At 62.6% G+C, this 12,438-nt stretch carries 10 protein-coding genes; 6 read left to right on the plus strand and 4 right to left on the minus strand.

Translation table 11 applies throughout. The features are described 5' to 3' along the window. Window positions 1–66 precede the first annotated feature (66 nt). A complete protein-coding gene (locus tag AC1DX0_RS06735) occupies window positions 67–1,644 on the minus strand; it encodes a trimethylamine methyltransferase family protein (protein WP_477354768.1) in 1,578 nt (525 codons plus the stop codon). A 254-nt stretch (window positions 1,645–1,898) separates the two neighbouring features. On the opposite strand from AC1DX0_RS06735, the gene AC1DX0_RS06740 reads away from it, so the two are divergent. Together AC1DX0_RS06740 and AC1DX0_RS06745 are read left to right on the plus strand one after the other, a co-directional pair. Then, window positions 1,899–3,080, plus strand: a complete 1,182-nt coding sequence (locus tag AC1DX0_RS06740) for an MFS transporter (RefSeq protein ID WP_477354771.1) — start codon at window positions 1,899–1,901, stop codon at window positions 3,078–3,080. Beyond that, window positions 3,077–4,240 carry an MFS transporter gene (locus AC1DX0_RS06745; protein WP_477222175.1) on the plus strand — a complete coding sequence of 388 codons (1,164 nt, stop codon included), beginning with the start codon at window positions 3,077–3,079 and terminating at the stop codon, window positions 4,238–4,240. Before AC1DX0_RS06740 ends, AC1DX0_RS06745 begins: the two co-directional genes overlap by 4 nt. Here the strand turns inward: AC1DX0_RS06745 and AC1DX0_RS06750 are convergent. Next, complete coding sequence (locus AC1DX0_RS06750) at window positions 4,232–4,801, minus strand: hypothetical protein (RefSeq protein ID WP_477222176.1); 570 nt, start codon at window positions 4,799–4,801, stop codon at window positions 4,232–4,234. The genes AC1DX0_RS06745 and AC1DX0_RS06750 overlap by 9 nt on opposite strands. A gap of 150 nt (window positions 4,802–4,951) precedes the next feature. Here AC1DX0_RS06750 and AC1DX0_RS06755 point away from each other — a divergent pair, with 150 nt between their 5' ends. From AC1DX0_RS06755 to AC1DX0_RS06770, 4 genes are all read left to right on the plus strand, one after another. Continuing rightward, window positions 4,952–7,021 carry a prolyl oligopeptidase family serine peptidase gene (locus AC1DX0_RS06755; RefSeq protein ID WP_477354774.1) on the plus strand — a complete coding sequence of 690 codons (2,070 nt, stop codon included), beginning with the start codon at window positions 4,952–4,954 and terminating at the stop codon, window positions 7,019–7,021. Between the two features lie 244 nt (window positions 7,022–7,265). Further along, window positions 7,266–8,645, plus strand: a complete 1,380-nt coding sequence (locus AC1DX0_RS06760; protein WP_477354777.1) for an aspartate aminotransferase family protein — start codon at window positions 7,266–7,268, stop codon at window positions 8,643–8,645. Between the two features lie 241 nt (window positions 8,646–8,886). After that, window positions 8,887–9,252 carry a hypothetical protein gene (locus tag AC1DX0_RS06765; RefSeq protein ID WP_477222179.1) on the plus strand — a complete coding sequence of 122 codons (366 nt, stop codon included), beginning with the start codon at window positions 8,887–8,889 and terminating at the stop codon, window positions 9,250–9,252. An 85-nt stretch (window positions 9,253–9,337) separates the two neighbouring features. After that, on the plus strand, window positions 9,338–9,982 hold the full coding sequence (locus AC1DX0_RS06770) for a cytochrome c oxidase assembly factor Coa1 family protein (protein ID WP_477222180.1): 645 nt from the start codon (window positions 9,338–9,340) through the stop codon (window positions 9,980–9,982). A 279-nt stretch (window positions 9,983–10,261) separates the two neighbouring features. On the opposite strand, the gene mmsB is transcribed toward AC1DX0_RS06770, so the two are convergent. Further along, window positions 10,262–11,146 (minus strand): 3-hydroxyisobutyrate dehydrogenase, encoded by an 885-nt coding sequence (gene mmsB / locus AC1DX0_RS06775; RefSeq protein WP_477354780.1) that lies wholly within the window; start codon window positions 11,144–11,146, stop codon window positions 10,262–10,264. Between the two features lie 26 nt (window positions 11,147–11,172). After that, window positions 11,173–12,339, minus strand: a complete 1,167-nt coding sequence (locus AC1DX0_RS06780) for an isobutyryl-CoA dehydrogenase (protein WP_477354783.1) — start codon at window positions 12,337–12,339, stop codon at window positions 11,173–11,175. Window positions 12,340–12,438: the final 99 nt, after the last annotated feature.

Here is a 12,438-nt window from a genome sequence, read left to right on the forward strand (position 1 = left end):
GGGGAGAGGTGGCGAGCGAAGCTCGACGGAGTGGGGGTCGACTATTCATCAAACCAGTACAGACGATCAAAAATCGGTCGGCGCGCCGCCTTCGGCCGTGCGCTTCTGGACGAAGTCGTTGAGCTCTTCGYGGATCGCCGGATCCATGTAAGGTTCTTCGTAGGACGCCAGCCGTTCCTTCCACACCTTGTTGGCCTTTTCCAGCGCGGTCGGCGAGCCGGCTTCAGCCCAGGTCTCGAAATTGCGCCAGTCGGACAGGATTGGCGAGTAGAAGGCGTTCTTGTAGCGGTCCTGCGTGTGCTGGGTACCGAAGAAATGGCCGCCCGGGCCGACCGACTGGATGGCGTCGAAGCCGAGCGCCTCGTCGGACATGTCGAGCGGGGTCAGGAATTCGGCTACCATCTGCAACAGGTCGATGTCGAGAATAGTCTTTTCGTAGGAGCAGCGCAGGCCGCCTTCGAGCCAGCCGGCSGCATGCATCATCAGATTGCCGCCGCCCTGGATGGCGCCCCAGAGCGAGAACACGCTCTCATAGGCTGCCTGCGCGTCGACCGTGTTGGCGGCGCAGGTGTTGGAGGTGCGGTAGGGGATGTTGTAGCGGCGGGCCAGTTGGCCGCCGACAAGCTGCGCCTTCATGTATTCCGGCGTGCCGAAGGCCGGTGAGCCGGACTTCATGTCGACATTGGAGGTGAAACCGCCATAGCCGACAGGCGCGCCTTTCCTCACCATCTGGGCAAAGGCGATGCCGGACAGCGCCTCGGCATTCTGCTGCACCAGYGCGCCGGCRATGGTGACCGGCGCCATSGCRCCCGACAGGGTGAASGGCGTSACSACRACGACCTGRCCCTTGCTCGACATCTGGATGATGCCTTCCATCATCGGCACGTCGAGCTTGAGCGGAGAATTGGTGTTGATGATGGTGAAGACGGACGGTTCCTCGAGCAGTTGCTCATGGCTGATGCCGCGCGCGATCCTGGCGATCTCGATGCCGTCCACATTGCGCTCCTTGCCGAGYGAATAGATGTGGAACACCTTGTCGGTCAGCGTGGCGAGGTCGCGGATGCACTCGAGGTGGCGGACCGACGGATGGATATCGGTCGGCTCAACCGGATAGCCGCCGGTGCAGTTCAGGATGTTGTGCATCTGCGCCAGGCGCAGGAAGTTGCGATAGTCCTGCTGGTTGCCAGGCCGGCGACCACGATCGATGTCCGAGCAATTGGGCGCCGAGGCCATCATCGAGATGATCACATTGTCGCCGCCGAAACGCACATTGTGCGCGGGATTGCGGGAATGGATGGTGAATTCGGACGGGCAGTTCGACACCAGGTCCAGGATCATATCGCTGTCGAAGCGCACGCGCTCTGAGCCTTCACGCACGTCGGCGCCATGCGCCTTCATGATACGGCGGGCCTCGTCGTGAAGGACGTCGACGCCGATTTCCCTGAGTACGCGCAAGGACGCGAGGTGGATCGATTCCAGTTCGTCTTCGGAAACCAGTTTGGTCGGCGTCAGCGGGTTTCTCAACTGGCGGAAAGCCGGCTGCTCAAAGGCGGCCGAGCCGCCGGCGCGCTTTCCGGCGCGGCCGCCACGGCGGGCACGGTCGGGCGCCTGTGCCGATTCCAAGGGTTGTAGGGCGGCGGTCATGATGGTCCTCGTAGGATGCGATAGCGGGCGGCATAATGGACCGGCGGCCCGTCGGCCATTGCGGAGGCGGCGACCACTAGGGCGAGGGAAGCGACATGCCGGAACGGCAGCTGCGTGGCCGCGACATTCGCCTGATCACCGTCCGGTTGGCGCAAGCGGATTTCCCCTGCCGGCCCTTTCTTTCCCCGGATTGAACCCGTAGCAGTGACCTTGCCGGCCGGGAGGTCTGCCGGCACCTCATATGGAATGACGGAATGGTGGCAACCGGCTCGAGCGAAGGCGAAGCGGGAACGCAGTGGGCAGCGCTCGCCGGCGTCACCGCAGCACTTGCCATGTTCGGCGCCGCGCAAGGGTTGAGCTCGCCGCTGTTCACGCTTCTGATGCAGAAGCAAGGCATGTCGCCGGGGTTGATCGGCCTGTCGGCGGCTATGATGCCGCTCGGGCTGATCCTGTCAGCATCGTTCGTGCCGGCCGCGGTGCGGCTGGTCGGTGCACGCAACCTGGCGGTCGGCTGCTCGCTGATTGGTGCGCTGTGCTTCCTGGCGATCGGCTATCTGCAGAACTGGGTGGCCTGGTACCTTATCCGCTTCATTGTCGGCGTCGTCATCAACCCGCTCTATATCCTTGGCGAGGTCTGGGCATTGTCACTGGCCCCGCCTTCGCGGCGTGGCCGGGTGATGGGGGTGTTCAACACGCTGATGGGCGCCGGCTATGCGGCGGGACCTTTCACCTTGACCTTCATCGGCACATCGGGCTGGGCACCGTTCAGCGTCGGTGTCGGCGGCTTCTTGCTTTGTGCCGTCATTCTGCGCCTTGTCTCATCAAAACTCACCGGCTTCGAGGATGATGGCCAGCCTGCCGGCAGCTTTGTCGGTTTTGCCCGGCTGGCGCCGGCGCTGCTGCTGGCCGTGCTGGTCTCGGCCGCCGTCCAGCAAAGCACCTATGCGCTGGTCCCGGTCTTCGGTGCTGGCTATGGCCTGCCGGAAGCGATCCTCGCCGCGCTGGTGATGGCGCTGTCGCTCGGCAACATCCTGCTGCAGATCCCACTCGGCCTGCTCGCCGAGCGGTTCGGCGGCCGCCCGATGATCCTGGCCTGCGCGGTGGCGACAATGGTTTGCGCGGCKCTGCTGCCGCTGCTGATCAYGACGCCGSYGATCTGGSKCGTGCTKCTGGTSATGGGTGCWGTCGGYTAYGGCGTCTATACGATGGCGCTGGTCGAACTCGGYASCCGCTTCAAGGGCACGCTGCTGGTCACCGGCAATGCGGCTTTTGCCTTGCTGTGGGGTGTTGGCGGCATTGTCGGCCCACCGGGCGCCGGCCTGCTGATGCAAGGCATCGGTCCGCTGGGGCTGCCTGTGGTGATCATCGGCCTCGATGCCTTGTTGGTGATCTTCGCGCTCTATCGCTCATCGGTCCGCCGGAGCAGCAAGGCATGACCGCGGCGGGTTCGGACAAAAGCGAAACCCGCATGCAGTGGGCAGCGATCACCGGCGTGATCGCGACCGTCTCGGTGTTCGCCATCGCGCAGGGGCTGTCCTATCCGCTGTTGAGCTTCATCCTGCAGCGCCAGGACGTCTCGCCAGCGATGATCGGCCTGTCGGCGGCCATGACCCCCATCGGCTTCATTGTCTCGTCGCCCCTGATCCCGGCGCTGGCGCGGTGGTTCGGGGCAGGGCGCACGGCGCTCACCTGTGCGGCCCTTTCGGCAATCGTGCTGGCGCTGATCGGCTGGACACAGAATGTCTATTTGTGGTTCCCGCTGCGCTTCCTGATCGGCGTGGTGACCAATCCGCTCTATGTCTTAAGCGAAATCTGGGTGATCGCACTGGCGCCGCCGGCCCGGCGCGGCCGCATCATGGGCGTCTATTCGACGATCATCTCGGCCGGATTTGCGACCGGGCCGCTTTGCCTGCTTGCCGTCGGCACGCAGGGGTGGCCGCCCTTTCTCGTCGGCATCTGCGCTTTCGTGCTGTGCGGCATCTGCCTGGCGTCGGTGCTGCCGCGCCTGCCAAAGGTGGACGAGGCCGGGCATCAGGTGTCCGTCCTGGGCTTCGTGCCGATGGCGTGGCTGCTCTTGTTCGCCGTTATCGTGGCCGCGGGTTTCGAACAGGGCGCGCTGGCCTTGCTGCCGGTCTATGGCACCCATCACGGCATCGCGGAAGTCCGCATGTCGGCGCTGCTGTCGATGATGATCGCCGGCAACATCGCCATGCAGGTGCCGCTCGGCCTGCTGGCGGAGAGGCTGACCGCACGCCTGGTGCGGCTTGGCTGTGTCTTCTTGACGGTGCTCGGATGCGTGCTGCTGCCGCTTCTCATCGAAACGCCGCTGATCTGGCCGATGATCTTCGTCTGGGGTGCGGTTTCCTACGGCATCTACACGATGTCGATCATCGAGCTTGGCGAGCGCTTCACCGGCTCGACATTGATCGCCGGCAACGCCGCCTTCTCGCTGATGTGGGGCGTTGGTGGCATCGCCGTGCCGCCACTGGCAGGGACCGCCATGGATATACTGGGCGCGGGCGGACTGCCGATCACGCTTGGCCTGATGTGCCTGGCGCTGGCGGTGGCGAGTGTTTTTGGCCGCAGATCAGCGTGAAGCGACAGCGGGATTTTGAGGTCTGTCACTGCCTTGCCATCTGGAAATTGCCCACATATCGCAATTGGCGTGGCGTTCCTCGGGGTGCATTCTGCGCAGCATGTCTTGAATTTCGGCTGCACGATCAAAGTCGGGTATTAGCCCAAGGTGGGACAGTTCTGAATTGGCAAACACATCGGGAAATCCGCCGCAATTGGTCAATGCACTTGTGGCAGCTTCCTGATCCAGCAAGTCGTAGCCCAGGAAGGTGAAGCCGCCCCAGTCAGCCGAACCCACGTCAGCCTGCGGTCTTCGGATGACGCTTAAAATGTTCCATGCGCTCGTATCCGTCAGTTCCGAAAGCAGGAAATCCAAGTCTACAAAGAAATCGAGCATCCAGTCCTCATTCACAATGTGAGGCCAGTAATTGTCTTTCGTCTCCTCAAGTGCAATCGGGCCGAGCATGCCATCCAGCGTGACCACCTCGGTCAGTTGAGTGAGGCCAGACCACTCGACGTACTTCGTCCATTCCGTGCCGCTGGACGGTCCAAATCTCTCTTTCGCAATGTAGAGAAATTGCATGAGGTTTCCTCGTGGCGACTCATCCCTCGATAAGGCGTCTCAGTTGACGCTGTGTGGCGGGATCGCTTCTTTCGTGCGTTCCAATTGAATTTCGGTAGTGGCATGACGATGTTTGCGACACCGCGCCTTGATGAGTTTATCGGAGACCATATGACCAAGTCGACCTCACTGAGCCTGCCAAATTCCACGGCTGACGATCCCTTCCTCTGGCTGGAGGACAGGACMAGCAAACMGTCKCTCGACTGGGTGCATSGCCAGAACGAGRTCWCGRYWGGYGAATTGCAGGGCRATCCRTCCTATCAGGCGTCGTTCCAAACGGCGCTCGACCTGATGACGGCCGAGGACAACATCGCCGTCGGCGCGGCAATTGCCGGCCATGTCTATAATTTCTGGCAGGACAAGACCAATGCGCTCGGCCTGTGGCGCCGCACGACAGTTGCCTCCTACAAGACCGAAAAGCCGGTCTGGGAAACGATCATCGACTTCGACCAGCTCGCGGCGAAGGAGGGGATCAAATGGGTGTTTAGCGGCGCCAGCCGGCTCTATCCAGATTTTAGCCGCTGCCTGCTGTCGATGTCACCGGATGGCGGCGACGCCAGCGAGATGCGCGAATTCGACATAGAGACCAGATCGTTTATCGAGGGCGGGTTTCGCGCGTCGGCGTCGAAGTCGGGWTTCGGYTGGCTGGACAAGGACACGGTCATCGTYTCGGCKGCSWTCGARGASGCYGACAAGACCGAGTCCGGCTACCCGCGCGTGATCAAGCTCTGGAAGCGTGGCACCAGGCTGGAAGAGGCGACGCCGATCTTCGAGGCACAGAAAGACGATCTCGCCGCCGGAGCCGGCGTCGAGTTCGACGGCGACAAGCGTCACGTGTTCCTGGCCCGGGCAATCAATTTCTTCGCATCGCACAGTTTTCTGTATCTGCCTTCTGGCGAAAACAGGCGCGTTCCGCTGCCCGACGATGTCACCGACACATCGCTGTTCAAGGACCAGCTGCTGTTCGGGGTGCGTACACCGTGGACGGCGCCGGACGGCACGGCCTGCCAGCCGGACGGGCTTTACTCGCTCGATTTCGCGCACTGGATCGAAACCGGCAGTTTCGGCGCCATCGAAACCTTGTTGGCGCCGGCCTATCGGGTGTCCATCGCCGGCATTGCCCGCACGCAGGACCGGCTGTTCATCAGCCTTATGGACAATGTGCGCGGCAAGGTTCTTGTCTGCGAGCGCAGGGATGGCGCCTGGTCGATGAAGCCGGTTGCGCTGCCTGAAAACGGCACTGTCGGCATCAGCCACGCCGAGCATTTCGGTTCCAGCGTGTCGTTCTCCTTCACGGATTTCCTGACGCCGAGCTCGATCATCTGGTCTGACGACAATGGCGAGACGCTCGCCACAGTGAAGTCGCAGCCGGCGCGTTTCGATGCCGCGCCGCTGATCTCGGAACAGTTCGAGGCGCGCTCGAAGGACGGCACGATGATCCCGTACTTTGTCGTCAGGCGCCGCGACCAGAAAGGTCCGGTGCCGACGCTTCTCTATGGCTATGGCGGCTTCGAAGTGCCGTTGCTGCCGGGGTATGCCGGCGTGCGCGGCAGGCTGTGGCTGGAGAAGGGCAACGCCTATGTCCAGGCCTGCATCCGTGGCGGTGGCGAGTTCGGGCCGGCCTGGCACCAGGCGGCGCTGAAAGGCAATCGCCAGAACGGTTTCGACGATTTCGCCGCGGTGGCCGAAGACGTCGTCAGACGCGGCATCGCGACGGCAAGCTCGCTCGGCATCCAGGGCGGCTCGAATGGTGGCCTGCTGACGGGTGTTTCCCTGACGCAGCATCCGGAACTCTTCGGTGCGGTCATCATCGAGGTACCGCTGCTCGACATGCTGCGCTACACGCAATTGCCGCCCGGCGCCTCCTGGATGGCCGAATATGGCGATCCATCACAGCCGGAAGACGCCAAGTGGCTGTCGGCCTATTCGCCCTACCAGCATGTCCGGGGCGATGCGGCCTATCCGCCGGTGCTTCTGACGACCTCGACCGCCGATGATCGCGTCCATCCCGGCCATGCGCGCAAGATGGCGGCCCGCCTACAGGAGGCAGGCCATGCCAGGACGCTGTTCTTCGAGGAGACCGAGGGCGGACATGGCGGTCGCGGTGACCGCCGGCCGCAAGCGGCGCAGACGGCGATGAAGTACGTGTTCCTGCAACGGGCGCTGAGCGCCAAGGCCTAGAGGTATTCTGCCATGGGCCAAGCAAAGGGTGGTTCACCTTGACCACCCTTTGCTCTAAGGTGCCTGCCATGGCTCTCGCTAGGCTATCAGTTCGCGCATTCCGGGTTGCGGTGACACCGTCATCGCGCACGCTGCGGGCGGAGCTTTTGCGGCTGTGCGCCCGCATCGGTTATTCACCGCCTGCCATCCTCTGACGAATTCGCCCCGGCACCGCCGGAATGATTTCAGAGGAAAGATCAGAGACATGACCTATCAGAATTATTCGCTGAAGCAGCTTCAGCAGATCGACGCCGCGCATCATCTGCATCCCTTTACCGACCACAAGGAATTGCGCGAAGCGGGTTCCCGCATCATCACCCACGCCAACGGCCCGTTCATCTACGATTCCGAAGGGGCTGAGTTACTCGACGGTATGGCCGGCTTGTGGTGCGTCAACATCGGCTATGGCCGCCACGAGCTGGCCGAGGCCGCTTACGCCCAGATGAAGGAACTGCCCTACTACAATTCCTTCTTCAAATGCTCGACGCCGACGCCGGTGCTGTTGTCCAAGAAGCTGGCCGAAATCACGCCGAAGARCGTCAACCAGGTSTTCTACGGYTCATCCGGYTCGGARGCCAACGACACCGCATTGCGTCTTGTCCGTCACTACTGGGTGTTGGAAGGCAAGCCTGAGAAGAACCGCATCATCTCGCGCAAGATGGCCTATCACGGTTCGACCATCGCCGGCACCTCGCTTGGCGGCATGGATTCCATGCATAAGCAGCTCAACGGGGCGGTGCCCAACATCGTCCATGTGATGATGCCCTATGCCTATGAGCTGGCGCTGCCGGGCGAAAGCGATCATGATTTCGGCCTGCGCGCGGCTAAGTCGGTCGAGGACGCCATCATTGAGGCCGGCGCCGACAAGGTCGCGGCTTTCATCGGCGAGCCGGTGATGGGCGCGGGCGGCGTCAAGATCCCGCCGGCCAGCTACTGGCCCGAAGTGCAGCGCATCTGCCGCAAATACGATGTGTTGCTGATGCTGGACGAGGTCATCACCGGCTATGGCCGCACGGGCGAGTGGTTCGCTGCGCAGACCTTCGGCATCGAGCCCGACACCATCACCACGGCCAAGGCGCTGACGTCAGGCTATCAGCCGCTGTCGGCATTGCTGGTCGGTGATCGCATCGCCTCGACGCTGGTCGAGAAGGGTGGCGAGTTCAACCATGGCTACACCTATGCCGGCCACCCGGTGGCCTGTGCCGTGGCGCTGAAGAACCTGGAGATCATCGAGCAAGAAGGGTTGGTCGACCGCGTCAGGGACGACACCGGACCTTATTTCGCCAAGGCCCTGCAGGAGCGCATTGCCGGGCATGATCTCGTCGGCGAGGTGCGCTCGATCGGCCTGATGGGCGCGATCGAGATCGTCAAGGACAAGGCGACCAAGGAACGTTTCCTGCCGTCGGGAAGTGCGGCGGTGACGGTGCGCGACCATGCCATTGCCAACGGCATGATGCTGCGCGCGACCGGCGACACCATGATCCTGTCGCCGCCGCTGATCTGGACCCGCGACACGATCGACATGGCCTGCGAGCGTATCGGCAAAGCGCTGGATCTGGCACAGGCGGATCTGCGCAAGCGCTGAGAGCAATTCCAGGAAAAGTGTGAACGGTTTTCTGTCCGGAATTGCGTCAAAACAAAGAGTTAGAGTGGTTCGCCGTTTTCCGTGAAACGGTGAACTGCTCTAAGCGAACCTCGACCCGGGCGTTTCCTAGAGGGAACGCCCGGCCTCGAGAAACATGCTGCCGCAATGCGGAACTACTTCATCCTCCGCGCGTAGTGTGTGAGGCAGCAGCCGGCCCGGCTGCGACAAGGGGTTCATTTCCATGAGAAAAACCGGCAAGAGCCGACGCGCGCAAGAAGCAGCCAGCATCGGCGCCGACCTGATGCTGGCGCCGCTGGTGGCAATGATGCGCCTGCCGTTGATGGCAATGGACGCCGGCAGCAGCCAGCCCTGGGGCACCGAAACCGCGCGTGCGGTGAACGAGAAGACCGCGGCAATCGCCGAGGGCGCGTTCGCGGCGCAGATGTCCTTCCTGCAGTCCGCATCGCGGTTCTGGCCGGAACTGCTTTCCGGTCGTACGCCGTCGCTGTTCAACGGCGTCGCGGCGGAACGGTCGATCAATGCCGGGCTGAAGCCAGCCAGCCGCGCGGTGAAGGCGAATTTTCGCCGGCTGTCGACAAAGGCGTGAAGTGGACGCTGCGGAAACTTTGATTTTGCGCATTGTCGAGATCATAGGCTAGAACCGATCGGCATACGCACCGATGGGGGACATCATGGCCGGACAACCGCTCAACCAGCCGGCTGAAATTCCTCCCGAACTCGACCGCTGGAATTGGGGCGCCTTCTTCCTCAACTGGATCTGGGGCATAGGCAACAGCACTTTCATCGCGTTGCTGGCACTGATCCCGGTCGTCAACCTCATCATGATCTTCGTGCTTGGCGCGCGCGGCAGCCGCTGGGCCTGGCAGAACCGGGCCTGGCGCGATGCCGAGCAATTCCGCAAGACGCAACGCAACTGGGCAATCGCCGGGCTGGTCGTCTGGGTGGTGGGGATCGGCGGTTGCGCGGCGACAGTAGGCAGCGTCCCCTACATCCTGAAAGGCAGTGATGCCTATCACATGACCATGGATGCCATTCGCGCCGACACACGCGTGAAGGCCGCGATCGGCGACGACGTGACCGACAATTTCTGGGTTGGCGGCAGTCTCAACGTCAACGCGAACGGCGCGGGCGACGCCCAGTTCAGCATTCCGGTCCATGGCGCCAAGGGTAAGGGCACCGTCTTTTCCCGCCTGGTTCGCAATGCAGGCACATGGAGCATGCGGCTGCTGGTGGTCAGGGTGGATGGGGTGGACGCGCCGATTGTATTGACCAACGAAGATCATGTGCCAATTCCGAACGCGGCGATCGGAATATAGACGTCAGGCTTGATTGTGCGCGGCAGAAACGCAAAAACCGCGCTCCATCGGGAACGCGGCTTTGCCAGATACGCATGGCGCTTCGCTACTGAAACACTGCGAAACTTACGGGCTCCGGTACGCGAGACCTGATCCGGAGCGCCGGGCGGATGCGATATGTCCGCCTCACCATCCGTTTTATAGGGACATCGTTACCGCCAAGTTATCGAGAGCTTAAGCAAATCTAAATTTGCGGATTTTCTGCCCGACGATTCCGGAAAAGCCCATCAAATCCTCTGGTTACGCTGCGTCACCTCTGAGAAAATTAATTATGCCGGAGAAATCGGCGCCGCCATGCCCCTGGGCGTTGAACAGGGCGTAGAGCTGTGCTGCTTCGGCGCCAAGCGGCGTCACCGCGCCTGCGCCAAGTGCTGCTTCCTGGGACAATTTCAGATCTTTCAGCATAAGCGCCGCGGCGAAGCCCGGCTTGTAATCCCTGTTGGCGGGCGAAGTGGGCACCGGGCCGGGCACCGGGCAATAGGTGGTCAAGGACCAGCATTGGCCCGACGAGGTCGAGGCGACGTCGAACAGCGCCTGATGCGACAGGCCGAGTTTTTCGGCCAGCACGAAAGCCTCGGCGACGCCGATCATCGAAATGCCGAGGATCATGTTGTTGCAGATCTTTGCCGCCTGGCCGGCACCGTCGCCGCCGCAATGGACGATGCGTCCGGCCATCGGCTTCAGGATAGGTCCGGCGGCGGCGAAGGCATCGTCAGAGCCGCCGGCCATGAAGGTCAGCGTGCCRGCSGYMGCKCCGCCGGTGCCGCCSGAAACCGGCGCRTCGATCGACAGCAAGCCGTGCTTTGCGGCGATTGCATGTGCCTTGCGCGCCGAATCGACGTCGATCGTCGAGGAATCGATGAACAGCGCGCCCTTTTTYGCCTCGGGCGCGATGTCCGCATAGACCGACAGCACGTGCTTGCCGGCCGGCAGCATGGTGATCACCACGTCGGCGTCCTTCACCGCCGCCAAGGCATTCGCCATGATCGTCACGCCATGTTCTTTGGCGACGGTGAGGTTTTCCGGCATGAGGTCGAAACCGTGCACCGCATGCCCCGCCTTGACCAGATTGGCGGCCATTGGATTGCCCATGTTACCGAGGCCGATGAAGGCGATCGTCGTCATTGTCTCTCTCCCGGAGTTTGCTGGCTTCAGCGGCCGATCAGCGCGCGCGCGATGATGACGCGCATGATCTCGTTGGTGCCTTCAAGGATCTGGTGGACGCGCAGATCGCGTACCAGTTTCTCGATGCCGTAATCGTGCAGATAGCCATAGCCGCCGAGCAATTGCAGCGCATCGTTGGCGACGGTGAAGCCGGTATCGGTGACGAATCGCTTGGCCATGGCAGACCATTTGCCGGCATCGGGCGCCTTGCGGTCGAGTTTGGAGGCCGCCGCATAGAGGAAGATGCGCGCCGCCTGCAGCTCGGTCTCCATGTCGGCCAGCCTGAACTGTAGCGCCTGGAACTGGTTGATCTTCGAGCCAAAGGCCTTGCGCTCAGCCGTGTACGACAGCGCCTTGTCGAGCGCCGATTGCGCGCCGCCCAGCGAACAGGCGGCGATGTTGAGCCGGCCGCCATCGAGTCCGGCCATGGCGATGCCGAAACCGGCGCCTTCACCCGACAAAAGGTTTTCCGCCGGCACCTTGCAGTCCTCGAAGATGACCTGGCGGGTCGACTGCATATGCCAGCCCATCTTGTGCTCGTTGGCGCCGAAGGAGAGGCCGGGAGCATCTTTTGGCACGACGATGGTGGAAATGCCTTTCGGCCCGTCGGCGCCGGTGCGCACCATCACGGCATAGACATCGCTGTCGCCGGCACCCGAGATGAACTGCTTGGCGCCGTTGAGGATGTAGTCGCCGCCGCTTTTCACCGCGCGTGTCTTGAGCGCCGCGGCATCGGAGCCGGAGCCTGGTTCGGTCAGGCAGTAGCTTGCCAGCCATTCCATCGAAGTCAGCTTAGGCAGGAAGCGCTGGCGCTGCTCCTCATTGCCGAAACGATCGATCATCGAGGCCACCATGTTGTGGATCGAGATGAAGGACGAAAAGGCAGGATCTGCATGCGACAGCGCCTCGAAGATCAGCACGGCGTCGAGGCGGCCCAGCGCGGAGCCGCCGACATCGTCCCTGACATAGATGCCGCCTAGGCCGAGCGGGCCGGTCTCGCGGATCACATCAGCAGGAAAGTACTTCCTGCGATCCCAKTCGAGCGCRTTSGGSGCGACRCGRTCGGCGGCGAAGGCCTSSGCCATYKCCTGGATGGCGCGCTGSTCCTCRTTGAGTTCGAACTGGCTGGTGCTCGCATCSACMGCGGCGTCCATGGCGTGCTCCCTATGTGCTGGTCAGCTAGCCCGCTGGCCTGTCGTTTTTGGCTTTGCGCGCGCACCAATCTAGACCAATGATGCCGCCGCGCAACCCGA

The organism is Mesorhizobium sp. P3_A9 (genome assembly GCF_056402975.1).

Coding starts and splice junctions, on each gene's coding strand:
- AC1DX0_RS06745 (WP_477222175.1), top strand. CDS start 3,077: ATGACCGCGGCGGGTTCGGACAAAAGCGAAACCCGCATGCAGTGGGCA.
- AC1DX0_RS06750 (WP_477222176.1), bottom strand. CDS start 4,801: ATGCAATTTCTCTACATTGCGAAAGAGAGATTTGGACCGTCCAGCGGC.
- AC1DX0_RS06765 (WP_477222179.1), top strand. CDS start 8,887: ATGAGAAAAACCGGCAAGAGCCGACGCGCGCAAGAAGCAGCCAGCATC.
- AC1DX0_RS06770 (WP_477222180.1), top strand. CDS start 9,338: ATGGCCGGACAACCGCTCAACCAGCCGGCTGAAATTCCTCCCGAACTC.